Origin of the sequence: Streptomyces sp. HP-A2021, assembly GCF_022807935.1 — a bacterium.
Classification (GTDB): domain Bacteria; phylum Actinomycetota; class Actinomycetes; order Streptomycetales; family Streptomycetaceae; genus Streptomyces; species Streptomyces afghaniensis.
The window spans coordinates 8344103-8359109 of the sequence record NZ_CP094344.1 but is presented as its reverse complement, the minus strand read 5'-3'; the positions used below and the strand labels follow the sequence as shown (position 1 = coordinate 8359109).

Below are 15007 nucleotides of genomic sequence, written 5' to 3'. Positions count from 1 at the left end.
GCCTTGGCGACCCGACCGGAGGCCGTCAACGCCGAGGCCTGGCGCACGTACGGAGCACACCACCTGCGGCGGGGCACGGTGCTGCCCGAGGTGGCTCGGATCGACTGGGGGTTCGAGGGCGCCGGGCCGGAGATCGAGGTGCTCGGGGAGCTGACAGGACGGCGTGTGCTGGACCTCGGGTGCGGTCCGGCGCGGCACGCCGCCCATCTGGTCCGTGCTCACGGCGCGCTGGTGGACGCGGTCGACTCCTCGGCCGGGCAGTACGAACGGGCCCGCGCCCGCTACAGCTCCCTGCCCGGGCTGCGCGTGGTCCGGGCGGACGCGGTGGAGCATCTGCGCTCGGCAGAGCCGTACGACGTCATCTACTCGGTCAACGCCGTGCCGTACATCGACCCGCACCGGCTGCTGCCCGCCCTGGCCGCTGCGCTCAAGCCGGGCGGCAGGCTCTGCTTCACCGTGCTGCACACCAACTCGCACGGTGACGGACCGTCGGACGAGGTCGTCGCCCGGCCGGAGATCCTTCGGCTGGCCGGCGGCGGGGACGTCACCGTGCAGATGTGGGTCCTCGAACCGGAGCTGTGGACGGCCCTGCTCGCCGAGCACGGGCTGCGCGTGGAGCAGGTCGACGTCCTCGACGCGCCGCAGACCGGCAACCACGCGTCGTACCGGCTCTTCCGGGTGACACGGCCGGTCCGTGTCTCCTCCCGGCCGCGCACTGCCAAGCCGCCGGTGGCCCACGCCGCGCTCGGGGTCGGCGCCGTCCTGCACGGTCCTCGCGGACTGCTCCTGGGCCGGCACCGGCACGGGACGTGGGAGCTGCCCGGCGGGACGGTGGAGCCCGGGGAGTCGCTGCAGGAGGCGGTCGTGCGCGAACTGGGCGAGGAGACGGGGCTCGACGCCCGGCCGGAGGACGTCCGGCTGCTGGGGACGCTCCTCGACGACGCCGGTGGTGTCGTGCGGGTGACGGTGGCCGCCCGGGTCGCCGCCTGGCGGGGAGAGCCGTCGGACCAGCCCGGGGAGAGCGTGGGCCGCTGGCGCTGGTTCGCCCTGGACCGGCTGCCGGAGGAGCTGTTCGTGTGCAGCGCGCAGGCCCTCACCGCCTGGCGGCCGGGTCTGCCGATCGACCACGCGCCCGCTCACTTCACCCCGTACGACACCGGAACGGGCGACGGCTGAAGCACCCAGAGGGGTGCGTTTTTTCAGCCGTTCCCGTGGAGTCGGCGCACAGCCGCCCTGCCGGCACCCGTGGTCTGGTGCACTGCCCCTGAGGATCCGGTCGGTTGACGAGGCATCAGGGGGCACGGTGACGGGTCGTCGCGGGCGACGGGGAGCAGGCAGAGCGGTACTGGCGTTTCTCACGGCGTTCGGCGCGCTGACCGGTGCGGCCCTGGCGGGGGCGGCTCCGGCCGCCGCCGTCCAGAAGGGCGTACGGGTCGCGCCGGGTGTCACGTACGAGCAGTTCGACATCGAGGCCGCCAAGGGGGTGACGCACGCGCACGTGCTGAGGGTCGACCTGGGCCATCCGCGGGTACGGGTCGATCTGCTGTATCCCGGGGCGGTGGCCTCGCGTGCGCAGGTCTCGCGGATGGCCGACACCCAGGGGGCCGTCGCCGGTGTCAACGGCGACTTCTTCAACATCACCGAGACGCAGCACCCGGGCGTGGAGGTGACCGGTGCGAGCGTGGGTCCGGCGATCGCGGCCGGTCGGACGCTCAAGGCGGCCGTGCCGGACGGTCAGCGTTTCGGCCCGGCGCTGCCGCCCGGCACCAACACCGAGGACGTGTTCGGCGTCGGTACCGACGGCGTGGCGCGGCTGGACCGGCTGGCCCTGGACGGCTCGGTCCGTACGGACGAGGGGCAGCTGCCGCTGGGCGGGCTCAACCAGTACGCGCTGCCGGTGGGTTCCGTCGGCGCGTTCACCTCCGACTGGGGCAGCGTCTCCCGCGTGCGCGCCACGTGCGGCACGGACACGGACCGGGCCGCGCCGTGCAGCACGGACACGTACGAGGTGACGGTCCGCGACGGCAAGGTCGTGTCGGCCGCCGACACACCCGGCAGCGGCCCCATCGCCGCGGGCACCACCGTGCTGGTCGGCCGGGAGGCGGGGGCCCAGCAGTTGCGGAAGCTGTCCGCCGGTGAAGCGGTCGAGGTCGAGCACCGTCTCGTGGCGGCCACGGACGGCGTCGCGTACCGCCTCGCCCTCGGCGGCTACCCGGTTCTCGCGGGCGGCCGGCCGCTGCCGGGTCTGGACGACACGACGTCGGCCGTTCGTACGGCCGTGGGGATCGCCGACGGCGGGCGGCGCATGCTGCTGCTCGCGCTGGACGGCGCCGCCGCCTACCGCAGCGGCCTGACGATCGCCGAAGTGGCCGACACCATGCGGAAGCTGGGCTCGGACGACGCCTTCAGCCTGGACGGCGGCGGGTCGTCGACGCTGGTCGCCCGGAAGACGGGCGCGAGCACCGTCTCGGTGCGCAACCACCCCAGCGGCGGTGCCGAGCGCGCCGTTCCGAACGGCATCGGCGTGTTCTCGGGGCCGTGACCTCAGGGCCGCAGGCTGCTGACGATGTCCGCCGTCGCCGTGAGGCCGCTGTGGATGGTGGGGGCGATGCTGGTGCTGGCCAGGTAGAAGCCGAGCAGCAGGCAGACCAGGGCATGGGAGAGCTTCAGCCCGCCGTTGCGCAGGAAGATCACCGCAAGGACCGAGAGCAGCAGCACCACAGAGATGGAAATGGCCATCGTCAACTCCTCCGCCACGCCGCCATGTCCGGTTCACGGCGTTCGGCCGTAAGTGTGGCGTAGCGGAGGGTTCATCCGGGCAGCTGACCTGTCCGCCGAACGTGTGATGTCCTACGCCGCCCGTCGGGCGTCCAGGAACGCTTCCAGTCCGGCGAGGTCGTCGGTGTTGAGGTAGTCGACGTCCGCGGCGAGCAGTTCGGCCCACAGCGCGTCCCGGGCGGGCCCGGCCAGGTCCGGGGTCGCCCAGAACCGTACCTTCTGCCCCCGCTCGTGCGCGGCCCGGACGATACCCCGCAGCTTCTCCCGCTCGGCGTCCGGGAACGCGCCCACGCCCCGCCAGGTGAAGTTGAGCGTCCAGTTGTCGCTGATCAGCGGGATGAGGGAGGCGGGCGCCTGGCTGCCGAGGTCGGCGAGCCGGCCGTCGTAGAAGGCTCGCCGGACGGTCTGGGCCTCCATCGGGGCGCGGGCCGCGCGGTCGCCGGAGACGACGGCGGTGACCGGGCCGGGGAGGACCCGGCCGTGGGCGTACGTCGTGAACAGGTGCCGGTAGCGCCTGAGGTGGCGGTCGAGTGCGAGGTACGTCGACGAGCCTTCCGTCTTGATGTCGACGAGGAGTTGGAGTGACCCGCGGTACCCCCGGTACACGCAGCCACGGTTGGCCCGCACGCGCGCGGCGAGCGGGTCGAGGTAGAGGGACTCCAGGGTGCGGGCCGGGTCGAGGTCCTCCGGATCGTGGGCGACGAGGAGCTGGTCGCCGACGAGGTGGATGTCGGCCTCGACACTGCCGAAGCGGTGGTCGAGGGCGTCGAACAGCGGGCGCGGGTGCTCGTAGTCGTTGTGGGCGTGGGCCCGCCACAACGGGCGGGGCCCGTGCCGCCGTTCACCGGCGAGGGCGTGGCCGGCGGGGAGGGCGACCGAGCCCGCGAGCGCGGCGCCGAGGGTGGTGAGGGCTCTGCGACGGGTGGTGAGGTCCATGCTCTGCCTCCCTGGGAGTGCCGTACGGGAACCCTGCGAGTATGGGGTTCGGGCAGGGCCAAGGAGCAGGGCCTTGCGGGGAGTTGGCCGGAGTGCCGTCGTGTGTTCACTTCACCGGGGCAGGGCACACGAAAAAGCCCGCCCTGGTGGGGCGGGCTTTTCACCGGCGTCGGCCGGATGTCTGTCAGGTCGGCTGGTCAGGGTGCTTGGAGGTCGACCAGTCCGGCCAGTGTCTCCCGGTGGGCGCCGGCCGTGCCGTAGGCGATCGAGTCGGCCTTGGCGCGCTTCAGGTACAGGTGCACCGGGTGCTCCCACGTCATGCCGATGCCGCCGTGCAGTTGCAGTGCCTCCTCGGCGGCGTGGACGGCCACGGGTGCCGCGTAGGCCTGGGCGACCGTGACGGCCACGTCGGTGTCCTCGCCGGTCGACAGGGCGTCGGCGGCGTTGCGGGCGGCCGCGCGGAGGTTGGCCACCTCCAGCCACAGCTGGGCCAGCCGGTGCTTGAGCGCCTGGAAGCCGCCGACGGGCCGGTTGAACTGCTTGCGGTCCTTGAGGTAGCGGACGGTCTCCGTCAGCGTCCAGTCGGCCAGGCCGAGCTGTTCGGAGGCGAGCAGCCCGGCGCCGGCGCGCAGGGCACGGCGCACGGCGGGCTCGGCATCGCCCAGCAGGCGGCCCGGCGCCCCGTCGAGCGTGACGGTCGCCAGCGGCCGGGTCAGGTCCAGGGAGATCTGCGGTGTGACGGTCGCGGCGGTGGCGTCGACCGCGTACAGGCCGCCGTCGTCGGCGGGCACCAGCAGCACGTCGGCGACGGCCGCGTCCGCGATGCCGGTCAGTTCGCCGCGCAGCAGACCGTCCTCGTGCCGGACGACCTTGTAGGCGGCGCCCGGTGCGACGTCGAGGGCGACCGCGAGGGCTCCGATCGACGTCCCGGCCGCGAGCTCGCTGAGCAGGTCGTCGGTCCCACAGGCCAGCAGCGCCTCGGTGGCGACGACCGCGCTCGTGAGGTACGGGACGGGCGCGACCGCACGCCCAAGCTCCTCCAGCACCACGGCGGCCTCCCGGTGCGTGGCGCCCTGGCCGTCCAGCTCCTCCGGCACCAGCAGACCCGCGAGGCCCATGCCGTCGGTGAGGGCCTTCCACAGCGCCGGGTTGTGCGGGGTGCCCGACTCGATGCGGGAGATGACACCCGGGGCGTCGCAGTGGTCGGCGAGCAGGTCGCGGACGGCGGCGCGCAGCGCCTCTTCCTCTTCCGAGTACAACAGGTCGGTCATCGGGCGAGGTCCTTCCAGGCGACGTCCTTGTCGGTGCGCGGTTCGGCGGGCAGGCCGAGGACGCGCTCGGCGACGATGTTCAGCAGCACCTCGCTGGTCCCGCCCTCGATGCTGTTGCCCTTGGAGCGCAGGTAGCGGTATCCGGCCTCGCGGCCGGTGAAGTCGACCAGCTCCGGTCGGCGCATGGTCCAGTCGTCGTACAACAGGCCCTCGGCACCGAGGAGTTCCACCTCCAGGCCGCTGATCTCCTGGTTGAGGCGGGCGAAGGCGAGCTTCATGCCGGCGCCCTCGGGCCCGGGCTGGCCGGCCACGAGCTGCTGGCGCAGCCGCTCACTGGTGAGCCGGGCGGCCTCGGCCTCGACCCAGAGCTTCAGCAGGCGCTGGTGCAGGTCGTGGGTGCGCAGCTCGGGGCGTTCCCGCCAGGTCTTCGAGATCGGGCCGATCATGCCGCCCTCGCGGGGCAGCCGCATGCCGCCGATGGCGACGCGCTCGTTGTTCAGGGTGGTCTGCGCGACCCGCCAGCCGTCACCGACCTCGCCGAGGCGGCGGGAGTCCGGGATGCGGACGTCGGTGAGGAACACCTCGTTGAACTCGGCCTCGCCGGTGATCTGCCGCAGCGGCCGCACCTCGACGCCGGGGTCGGTCATGTCGCAGACGAAGTACGTGATGCCCCGGTGCTTGGGCACGTCCGGGTCGGTGCGGGCGATGAGGATCGCCCAGCGGGCCACATGGGCGCTGGACGTCCACACCTTCTGCCCGTTGACGACCCAGTCTCCCCCACTCTCGGCTTCGCTCGAGCGGGAGGTGCCCCCATCCTCCCGCACCGCTCGTGTACGCAGCGCGGCCAGGTCGGACCCGGCACCCGGCTCGCTGAACAGCTGGCACCAGACCTCCTCGCCCACCCAGAGGGGCCTGAGGAATCGCTGCTTCTGCTCTTCGGTGCCGTACTTGAGGATCGTCGGCGCGGCCATCCCGAGGCCGATGCCGATGCGCCGCGGATCGTTGTCGGGAGCCCCGGCCGCCTCCAGCTCGGCGTCCACGACGGCCTGGAGGGACCGCGGAGCACCGAGTCCGCCGAGGCCCTCCGGGTAGTGCACCCAGGCCAGTCCGGCGTCGAAGCGGGCCCGGAGGAAGTCCAGGCGGTCGGTCGAGGCCGGCGGGTGAGCGGCCAGCAGGTCCTGTGTGCGACGGCGCAGTTCCTCGGCGTCGGTCATGCGGCGGCTCCCTTCTCCAGGACGACGGCCACCCGGCCGGTCGTCACGCCGTCGGCGACCCGCTGCACGGCGGCGGCCGCCCCGCCGAGCGGAACGCGTTCGCTCACCAGCGGCTTGATCGCGCCCCGGGCGGCCAGCTCGGTGAGCTGCTCGTGGCAGTGCTGGACCAGCTTCGGGTTCTTGGTGTTGTACAGGCCCCAGTGCAGGCCGAGGATCGAGTAGTTCTTCACCAGGGCGTGGTTCAGCGCCGGGCTGGGGATCGTGCCGCCGGCGAAGCCGACGACGACGATCCGCCCCTCGAAGGCGACGACCTTGGTGGACTGCGTGTAGGCCTCGCCGCCGACCGGGTCGTAGATCACGTCGGCGCCCCGGCCGCCGGTGGCCTCCTTGACGGCGGCGACGACGTCCTCGGAGCGCCGGTCGATCACGACGTCGCAGCCCAGCTCGCGGGCGACGGCCGCCTTCCCGGAGCCGCCGACGACACCGATGACGGTGGCGCCGGCGGCCTTCCCGAGCTGCACGGCCGCGCTGCCGACCCCTCCAGCGGCAGCGTGGACGAGCAGGGTCTCGCCGGCCCTCAGACCGGCCCGGCGGTGCAGACCGAACCAGCCCGTCTGGTAGCCGATGTGCAGGGCCGCGGCCTCCGCGTCGTCCAGGGCGTCCGGCGCGGGCAGCAGGGCGGCGGAGTCCGCGACGGCGTACTCGGCGAAGCCGCCGTACGGCAGGACCGGGTTGGCGATCACCCGGCGGCCGTCCTCGGTCTCGCCGCAGATCTCCACACCCGGGGTGAACGGCAGCGGCGGCCTGACCTGGTACTGCCCGCGGCACAGCAGGGCGTCGGGGAAGTTGATGTTGGCGGCCCGTACCTTCAGCAGCATCTGGCCGTCACCGGGTGTGGGCGGCTCCACGTCCACGAGCCGCATCACCTCGCCCGGCTCGCCGTTCTCGTGCACTTGCCATGCCTGCATGCGGGGCCTCCACGGGGGACTGCTTCGTCTGACCGGGGTCGTTCGCATACTAAGCGGTCGCTTGCCAATCAGGGAACAGCCTCCGGGAGAAGAGTCCCGCGAACGGGTATCTCGTGCGTCACGACCGCTTCGGCCGCGCCCGGACATGCATCCGCTCCCCCTGCGGCCCGAACAGGCTGAGGAACTCCACGGGCCCCTCCCCAGTCGACCCGAACCAGTGCGGCACCCGGGTGTCGAACTCCGCGGCCTCCCCCGCCGTGAGCACCACGTCGTGCTCTCCCAGCACCAGGCGCAGCTTGCCGGACAGCACGTACAGCCACTCGTAGCCCTCGTGCGTGCGCGGGTCCGGCTCCTGTCTGCGCTGGGGCTCCAGCACCTTGTAGGCCTGGAGGCCGCCGGGCTGGCGGGTGAGCGGCCAGTGGGTGCGGCCGAACATCTCGATCGGCTTCGACCGCACCCGCGGGTCGCCGGCCGACGGGGCTCCGACCAGCTCGTCCAGGGCCACCTGGTGTGCCCGGGCGATCGGCAGCAGCAGCTCCAGGCTGGGTTTGCGCAGGCCGGACTCCAGGCGCGACAGGGTGCTGACGGAGATGCCGGTGGTCTCGGAGAGCGCCGCCAGGGTCACCTCCCGCTCCTTGCGCATCTGCCGCAGCCGGGGGCCGACGCCCGCGAGTACCTCGTCCGTAGTCATGGTCGTATTGCAGGTTCGGCAAACATGTTTGTCAATCCCGTGGTGCCGGGCGACTCTCGGTGGTGGAGGTGGTCACCATGACCGAGAGGTACGCAGTCGTAGTCGTCGGCGGTGGTACGGCGGGCCTGTCCGCGGCCCTGGTGCTGGGCCGGGCCCGGCACCGCACGCTGGTCGTCGACGCGGGCGAGCCGCGCAACGCACCCGCCGCGCACATGCAGGGCTATCTGTCGCGGGACGGCATGCCGCCCGCCGAGTTCCTCGCCGCCGGCCGGGAGGAGATCGCGCGGTACGGCGTGGAGCTCGTGCGGGACCGGGTGGTGGCGGTGGACAAGGGCGAGGACTTCGCCGTGGTGCTGGCCGGCGGGCGGACCGTGCGGGCCCGGCGGCTGGTGATCGCGACCGGACTGAAGGACGAGCTGCCCGCGGTTCCCGGGGTCGCCGAGCGGTTCGGCCGGGACGTGCTGCACTGCCCGTTCTGCCACGGCTGGGAGGTGCGCGACCAGCCGTTCGGGGTGCTGGCGTCGAGCCCGGCGAGCGTGCACCAGGCGCTGATCGTGTCCCAGTGGTCGAAGGACGTGCGGTTCTTCCTGCACACGGTCGCCGAGGAGGAGCTGTCCGACCAGGACCTGCGCCGACTCGCTGCGGCCGGGGCGGACGTGGTGCCCGGCGAGGTCGCGGGGCTCGTGGTCGAGGACGACCGGCTCACCGGTCTCCGGCTCGCCGACGGCACGACGCACGGGCGCTCCGTACTGTTCGTCGGTCCACGCCCCGTTCCGCAGACCGGCCTGCTGGAGCGGCTCGGCGCCGAGCTGCACGAGACGCCCGTCGGCGCCTATCCGGTGGTCGACCCGACCGGGCTGACGACCGTCCCGGGCGTGTGGGCCGCGGGCAACGCGATCGGCTTCGCCGAGCAGGTCGTGCACGCGGCGAGCGGCGGCTACCGGGCGGCGGCCGCGATCGTCGGGGACCTGCTGATGACCGACCTCGACGCGGCTGTCCAGGAGTAGAGGGGCCGCCCGGGTGTAGAGGCGGCTCCTCCGGTGCACCATGGCTGCATGCTGCTGCACCGGCTGGCCCGAGTGTCCCAGGAGGTCGCCGCCACCTCGGCGCGGTCCCGGAAGACGGCCCTGCTCGCGGAGCTCTTCCGGGACGCGGAGGCGGACGACGTGCCGATCGTCATCCCGTATCTGGCGGGCCGGCTGCCGCAGGGCCGGATCGGCGTCGGCTGGAAGGTGCTGAGCCGTCCGGTCGCCCCCGCCGCCGAGCCGGGCCTGACCGTGCGGGACGTGGACACCCGGCTTTCCGAGCTGGCCAAGGTGTCCGGCCCGGGCTCCCAGGCGGAACGGGCCCGGCTGGTCGGGGAGTTGATGGGCGCGGCCACCGAGGACGAGCAGCGGTTCCTGGTCGGGCTGCTCACCGGCGAGGTACGGCAGGGCGCGCTGGACGCCGTCGCGGTCGAGGGACTGGCCCAGGCGACCGGGGCGCCCCCGGCGGACGTACGGCGGGCCGTGATGCTCGCCGGCTCCCTCCAGACGGTCGCCGAGGCGCTGCTCGCGGACGGCCCCGCCGCCCTGGACCGCTTCCGCCTCACCGTCGGCAGCCCGGTCTGGCCGATGCTGGCGCACAGCGCCTCCTCGGTCGCCGAGGCGGTGGACAAGCTCGGCGCCTGCGCGGTCGAGGAGAAGCTCGACGGCATCCGCGTCCAGGTGCACCGGGACGGCGACACGGTACGGCTCTACACCCGCACCCTCGACGACATCACCGACCGGCTGCCCGAAGTGACCGCCGCCGCACTGGAGTTGCGGGGCGAGCGGTTCATCCTCGACGGTGAGGTGATCTCCTTCGACGAGGGCGGCCGCCCCCGCTCGTTCCAGGAGACCGCCGGCCGTGTCGGCTCGCGCACGGACGTGGCGACGGCCGCACGCGCGGTGCCGGTCTCCCCGGTCTTCTTCGACGCACTGTCCGTCGACGGCCGTGACCTGCTCGACCTGCCCTTCGCCGAGCGGCACGCGGAGCTGGCCCGGCTGGTCCCCGAGCCGATGCGGGTGCGCCGCACGACGGTGGCCGGCCCGGATGATCTGCACCCGGCGGAGGAGTTTCTCGCCGAGACGCTGAAGCGCGGGCACGAGGGCGTCGTCGCCAAGGCGCTGGACGCCCCCTACAGCGCGGGCCGGCGCGGCGCGTCCTGGCTGAAGGTCAAGCCCGTCCACACCCTGGACCTGGTCGTCCTGGCCGCCGAGTGGGGCCACGGCCGCCGCACCGGCAAGCTCTCCAACCTCCACCTCGGCGCCCGCACCGCCGACGGCGGCCTCGCCATGCTCGGCAAGACCTTCAAGGGCATGACCGACGCGATGCTGACCTGGCAGACCGAACGGCTGCAGCAGCTCGCCGTCGACGACAACGGCCACGTCGTGACCGTACGCCCGGAACTCGTCGTCGAGATCGCCTACGACGGCCTCCAGCGCTCCACCCGCTACCCGGCCGGAGTCACCCTGCGCTTCGCCCGAGTGGTCCGCTACCGGGAGGACAAGCGCCCCGAGGACGCCGACACGGTCGAGGCACTGCTGGCCGCGCATCCGGAGGTGAGGCCGTGAAGCGCAGTGCCGGCCTGCTGCTCTTCCACCACACCGACGACGGCCTCGACGTGCTGCTCGGCCACATGGGCGGCCCGTTCTTCGCCCGGCGCGACGCCGGGGCGTGGACCATCCCCAAGGGCGAGTACGAGCCCGACGAGTCCGCCTGGGCGGCGGCCCGCCGCGAGTTCGAGGAGGAACTGGGGCTGCCCCCGCCCGACGGCGAGGCCCTCGCCCTGGGCGAGGTCCGGCAGACCGGCGGCAAGATCGTCACGGCCTGGGCGATCGAGGCGGACCTGGACCCGGCGACGATCGCGCCGGGCACGTTCCGCATGGAGTGGCCACCCCGCTCGGGACAGCTCCAGGAGTTCCCCGAACTCGACCGCGTGTCGTGGTTCGGGCTCGACCGGGCCCGCGAGGTGATCGTCAAGGCGCAGGCGGCGTTTCTCGACCGCCTGGCGGAGCACTCGCCCTGAGGAGACGCTCCCGCGTTGCGGTCCCCTCCGCCACGCGGGAAGGTCGGACTACAGCCCGCTCCGAGGGAGGTCAGCCATGCCCATCGCAACGGTGAACCCGGCGAACGGCGAGACGCTCAAGACGTACGAGGCCATGGGCGAGGAGGAGATCGAGCGCCGGCTCCAGCTCGCGGAGGCCACCTTCCGCACGTACCGGACGACGACGTTCGACGAGCGCGCCCGGCTGCTGAGGAAGGCCGCCGACCTCCTCGAAGAGGACCAGCAGGACATCGCCCGCGTGCTGACCACGGAGATGGGCAAGCCGATCCAGCAGGCCCGGGCCGAGGCGGCGAAGTGCGCCAAGGCGATGCGCTGGTACGCCGACCACGCCGCGGAACTGCTCGCCGACGAGGAACCCTCCGAGACCGACGTGAAGGACTCCGGCGCCTCGCGAGTGCGGGTGCGCTACCGGCCGCTGGGACCGGTGCTGGCGGTCATGCCGTGGAACTTCCCGCTGTGGCAGGTGGTGCGCTTCGCGGCGCCCGCGCTGATGGCGGGGAACGTCGGCCTGCTCAAGCACGCTTCGAACGTCCCGCAGACCGCCCTCTACCTGGAGGACCTCTTCCACCGGGCGGGCTTCACCGAGGGCTGCTTCCAGACCCTGCTGATCGGCTCCGCCGCGGTCGACGAGATTTTGCGCGACGAGCGTGTCAAGGCGGCCACCCTCACCGGCAGCGAGCCCGCGGGCCGCGCGGTCGCCTCCACCGCCGGGGAGATGGTCAAGAAGACTGTGCTGGAGCTGGGCGGCAGCGACCCGTTCGTCGTCATGCCCTCCGCCGACATCGACCGGGCCGCGAAGGTCGCGGTGACCGCGCGCGTGCAGAACACCGGGCAGTCCTGCATCGCCGCGAAGCGGTTCATCGTGCACACGGACGTCTACGACGCCTTCGCCGAGCGGTTCGCCGAGGGCATGAAGGCGCTGAAGGTCGGCGACCCCATGTCCGACGACACCGAGGTCGGGCCGCTCTCCAGCGAGCAGGGACTGCGCGATCTGGAGGAGCTGGTCGACGACGCCGTGCGCGGCGGTGCCGAGGTGCTGTGCGGTGGCGAACGCCCCGACGGGCCCGGCTGGTACTACACGCCGACCGTTCTCGCCGGCATCACCCGCGAGATGCGTATCCACCGGGAGGAGGCGTTCGGGCCGGTCGCCACGCTGTACCGGGCGGCCGGCCTGGACGAGGCCGTGCTGATCGCGAACGACTCGCCGTTCGGGCTGAGTTCGAACGTGTGGACGCGGGACGAGTCCGAGGTGGACCGGTTCGTCCGGGACCTGGAGGCGGGCAGCGTGTACGTCAACGGCATGACGGCCTCCCATCCGGCGTTCCCGTTCGGCGGAGTGAAGCGGTCCGGGTACGGGCGTGAGCTGTCCGGGCACGGAATCCGGGAGTTCTGCAACATCACGACCGTTTGGCACGGTGCGTGAGTGTTGCGGAGCTACGATCCCGTCTGTGAACCGCGAAGTGACTCTGCCTCTGATCGTCGACGACCGCGGGACCTTGCAGGTGGCTGCGGCCGATGTCAGCAAGCTGTTGCGGACGGTGGGTGGTCGGTGGGTGCGGCTTGTCGAGGCCGGGGAATCGGGGCTCGACGAGGACACGGTCGCCGCGTTGACGATCGAGCTGGCGAAGCTGGCCGACCGTATTGATGTGGCCTGTATCGCGCACAGCAGTGGGGGTGCGCCGTAGTTAGAGGGCCGCGGTCAACGCGTTCCAGAACATGGCCTCGTACGTTTGCAGGAGACGTCCGTAGCGCCGCGCGCTCGTCTCGTCGAGTCGCCCCGCGTCCAGGCCGTCCCGCACTGCCGCCGTCGCCTGGTTCTCCAGCTCCGGGGACGGCTCCGCGAAGAAGTCGAAGAAGGCACACGCCTCGTCCGTGAAGCCGTACTGCGTGCGCAGACCCCGGGCGATGGTCGCGCAATAGCCTCCCCACGCGGAGAAGTTGGCGGTCAGGGCCAGGACGACGTCCGCCGGTGCGGCGTTGATGGCCAGCCAGGCCACGTACCCGGGGTACGCCTGGCATCCCGGAAGCGGCTCGTACGCTGCCGTCTGTGTCTCGTGCACGCCGCACGCCCGGGCGAACGACGACAACCGCTCCTCCGCCAGCGCCTCGCCCTCCGCGAGCGTCCCGAAGAAGACCGCGGCCTCCGGGTCCCTCACGAGGGAGCGCTCCGCCAGATACCCGAAGGCCCGGCGGTCGGATGGGATCACCCAGGACTGTTCCAGGGCTAGCGCGGCGAGGGTGGAGCGGGGCGCCGTGCCGTCGGCGATCCGCGGGACCAAGGGGTTGGACCGCGGGTCCGGAGCGAGGTCCGCCGTGGTCGTCCGCAGCAGGTCCCGGGCCGGGTGCGTCATCGCGTCCTCCGTCGTCGAGGTGTCGGGACGAGCCTGGCACGGCGTCCCCGGTACGGAGTAGTCCGGCGCGAGAACGGCGCCCCACCGGGTGATCGTGAATGGACCACCCTCTGAGGTGAACCGCCTTCTGAGGTGCCCAGCTCCTGACCGGGGGCAATGATGAGCGAAGAGACGATCACCGAAACGCCGCCGGTCACTCGGCCGGCCCCGCACTCCGTCCCGGCCCTTGGTCCGGTCGGATTCCTGGACGCGCCGGAACACGCCCGGCTGCGCCGCAGCGTCGCCGCGGCGTTCACGGCGCGCCGGGTGGAGCGGGTGCGCGAGCGGTCCCGCCGCATGCTGGCGGAACTGGTCGACGAGATGCTCCAGGACGGCCCGCCGGCCGATCTGACCGAGGCCGTGCTCAGCCCGTTCCCCGTCGCGGTGATCTGCGAGCTGATGGGTGTCCCGGCCGCCGACCGGCAGGGCGTGCACACCTGGACCCAGCTGATCCTGTCCTCCTCGCACGGCGCCGAGGCCGGCGAGAAGGCGAAGAAGGAGATGGGCGCCTACTTCTCCGAACTGATCGGGCTGCGCGAAGGCAGCACCGACGAGGACGTCACGTCCCTGCTCGGCGCCGCCGTGGGCCGCGGCGAGCTCACACTGAAGGAGGCGGCGGATCTCGCGGTGCTCCTCCAGCTCGGCGGCGAGGCGGCCACCGGCAACGGCGGCCGGCTGTTCTACGTCCTGCTGACCCGCCCCGAACTCGCCGAGCGGCTGCGCGCCGAACCGATCCAGGTGTCGTACCCGGACGTGTCCCTCGACCTCGGCCCGCACTACCGCCCCGGCGGCACGCTGGCCCGGCTGGTGTCGGAACTCCTGATGGACGCGCTCCTCGACGGTGTGCCCGGACTGCGGCTCGCCGTCCCCGCCGAGGAGGTGCCGTTCAGGAAAGCCGCGCACGTCCGCGGCCCCGAGGCCCTGCCCGTGACGTGGTGAGCCGACGATGGCGACGGAAGGACCGCTCGTACCACCGGGCCGCGTCCGGGGCGGGCTCACCGCGGGTCAGGTCAGCTTCCACTCCCCCGTCTCGTCGGCGAAGCCGGAGTCCATCGCGAACTGGACCGTCGCCATCTTCGACGCCTTCGGCACCTCGAACACGACCCAGCCGAGCGCCTTCGCGCCGGGCTTCAGGCGGACGTCGGAGGACATGGACGGGCCGGCGGTGACGTCGGCGAAGGTGGACTGGAACTGCTGGCCCTGGTCGTCGGCGACCTGGGTGCCGTTCTGCGGGCTGTCCGAGTAGGCCTTGGTCCCGGTGTTGACGAGCTGGAACTGCACGGCGATCCAGCGGTTGCCCGACTCGGGAGCGGTGAACTCGTCGCCGGACTTGGCGTTGTCGACGACCTTGACGACGGTGACGTCCAGCTTGCTGCCGGCCTCCATGCCCTTCAGGGCGAGAGTGTCGCCGGGCTTGGCGACCTCCGGTGCGGCACTCGCCTTCGCGGCGGGCTTCTTCGCGGCCTGCTGACCGCTGCCGGCCTTGGCGGACGCCTTGGCCTTGGGCTTGTCGACGACCGAGTCGCCGGAGCTGCACGCGGTGACGGTGAGCGCACCGATCACGGCCGCCGCTGCGGCGGTGAGTCTGATGCGGCTGTGGTTGCTCATGATCCCCCCAGGGTTCTGTGACACGTAAGTGAAGGACCCGTGAAGAGAGAACATGGTTGCACG

16 protein-coding genes are annotated in these 15007 nt (G+C 72.6%); 8 read left to right on the top strand and 8 right to left on the bottom strand.

Annotation, left to right across the window (positions count from 1 at the left end):
* Positions 1-3: 3 nt before the first annotated feature.
* Together MQE23_RS37815 and MQE23_RS37810 are read left to right on the top strand one after the other, a co-directional pair.
* Positions 4-1176, top strand: a complete 1173-nt coding sequence (locus MQE23_RS37815; protein ID WP_243381479.1) for an NUDIX domain-containing protein — start codon at positions 4-6, stop codon at positions 1174-1176.
* Positions 1177-1303: 127 nt separating this feature from the next.
* Positions 1304-2542, top strand: a complete 1239-nt coding sequence (locus MQE23_RS37810) for a phosphodiester glycosidase family protein (protein ID WP_020277353.1) — start codon at positions 1304-1306, stop codon at positions 2540-2542.
* 2 nt (positions 2543-2544) lie between these two features.
* On the opposite strand, the gene MQE23_RS37805 is transcribed toward MQE23_RS37810, so the two are convergent.
* The 6 genes from MQE23_RS37805 to MQE23_RS37780 all read right to left on the bottom strand — a co-directional run bounded on the left by MQE23_RS37805 (position 2545) and on the right by MQE23_RS37780 (position 7858).
* Positions 2545-2739 (bottom strand): hypothetical protein, encoded by a 195-nt coding sequence (locus MQE23_RS37805; RefSeq protein WP_037674060.1) that lies wholly within the window; start codon positions 2737-2739, stop codon positions 2545-2547.
* A 111-nt stretch (positions 2740-2850) separates the two neighbouring features.
* Positions 2851-3714 carry a phosphatidylinositol-specific phospholipase C/glycerophosphodiester phosphodiesterase family protein gene (locus MQE23_RS37800; RefSeq protein ID WP_243381478.1) on the bottom strand — a complete coding sequence of 288 codons (864 nt, stop codon included), beginning with the start codon at positions 3712-3714 and terminating at the stop codon, positions 2851-2853.
* 197 nt (positions 3715-3911) lie between these two features.
* On the bottom strand, positions 3912-4985 hold the full coding sequence (locus tag MQE23_RS37795) for an acyl-CoA dehydrogenase family protein (protein ID WP_243381477.1): 1074 nt from the start codon (positions 4983-4985) through the stop codon (positions 3912-3914).
* A complete protein-coding gene (locus MQE23_RS37790; protein WP_243381476.1) occupies positions 4982-6199 on the bottom strand; it encodes an acyl-CoA dehydrogenase family protein in 1218 nt (405 codons plus the stop codon). The genes MQE23_RS37795 and MQE23_RS37790 overlap by 4 nt, the downstream gene beginning before the upstream one ends.
* A complete protein-coding gene (locus MQE23_RS37785; RefSeq protein ID WP_243381475.1) occupies positions 6196-7167 on the bottom strand; it encodes an NADPH:quinone oxidoreductase family protein in 972 nt (323 codons plus the stop codon). Before MQE23_RS37785 ends, MQE23_RS37790 begins: the two co-directional genes overlap by 4 nt.
* Before the next feature lie 118 nt (positions 7168-7285).
* Positions 7286-7858, bottom strand: a complete 573-nt coding sequence (locus tag MQE23_RS37780; RefSeq protein ID WP_020275368.1) for an XRE family transcriptional regulator — start codon at positions 7856-7858, stop codon at positions 7286-7288.
* Positions 7859-7935: 77 nt separating this feature from the next.
* Between MQE23_RS37780 and MQE23_RS37775 the strand changes: the two genes are divergently transcribed.
* The 5 genes from MQE23_RS37775 (at position 7936) to MQE23_RS37755 (ending at position 12631) form a co-directional block, all read left to right on the top strand.
* Positions 7936-8865, top strand: a complete 930-nt coding sequence (locus tag MQE23_RS37775) for an NAD(P)/FAD-dependent oxidoreductase (protein ID WP_243381474.1) — start codon at positions 7936-7938, stop codon at positions 8863-8865.
* 48 nt (positions 8866-8913) lie between these two features.
* A complete protein-coding gene (locus tag MQE23_RS37770) occupies positions 8914-10452 on the top strand; it encodes an ATP-dependent DNA ligase (RefSeq protein WP_020275370.1) in 1539 nt (512 codons plus the stop codon).
* A complete protein-coding gene (locus tag MQE23_RS37765) occupies positions 10449-10907 on the top strand; it encodes an NUDIX domain-containing protein (RefSeq protein ID WP_020275371.1) in 459 nt (152 codons plus the stop codon). Before MQE23_RS37770 ends, MQE23_RS37765 begins: the two co-directional genes overlap by 4 nt.
* A 76-nt stretch (positions 10908-10983) precedes the next feature.
* Positions 10984-12369, top strand: a complete 1386-nt coding sequence (locus MQE23_RS37760; protein WP_037671789.1) for an NADP-dependent succinic semialdehyde dehydrogenase — start codon at positions 10984-10986, stop codon at positions 12367-12369.
* A gap of 25 nt (positions 12370-12394) precedes the next feature.
* Positions 12395-12631 carry a DUF6213 family protein gene (locus tag MQE23_RS37755; protein ID WP_020275373.1) on the top strand — a complete coding sequence of 79 codons (237 nt, stop codon included), beginning with the start codon at positions 12395-12397 and terminating at the stop codon, positions 12629-12631.
* Here the strand turns inward: MQE23_RS37755 and MQE23_RS37750 are convergent, their stop codons facing one another.
* The gene (locus tag MQE23_RS37750) at positions 12632-13297 is read right to left on the bottom strand and encodes a transcriptional regulator (protein WP_243381473.1); all 666 of its coding nucleotides are present in this window, start codon (positions 13295-13297) and stop codon (positions 12632-12634) included.
* Between the two features lie 159 nt (positions 13298-13456).
* Between MQE23_RS37750 and MQE23_RS37745 the strand changes: the two genes are divergently transcribed.
* A complete protein-coding gene (locus MQE23_RS37745; RefSeq protein WP_243381472.1) occupies positions 13457-14275 on the top strand; it encodes a hypothetical protein in 819 nt (272 codons plus the stop codon).
* 66 nt (positions 14276-14341) lie between these two features.
* Here MQE23_RS37745 and MQE23_RS37740 read toward each other — a convergent pair whose 3' ends face one another.
* Positions 14342-14944 carry a DUF4352 domain-containing protein gene (locus tag MQE23_RS37740; RefSeq protein WP_020275376.1) on the bottom strand — a complete coding sequence of 201 codons (603 nt, stop codon included), beginning with the start codon at positions 14942-14944 and terminating at the stop codon, positions 14342-14344.
* Between the last annotated feature and the right edge of the window lie 63 nt (positions 14945-15007).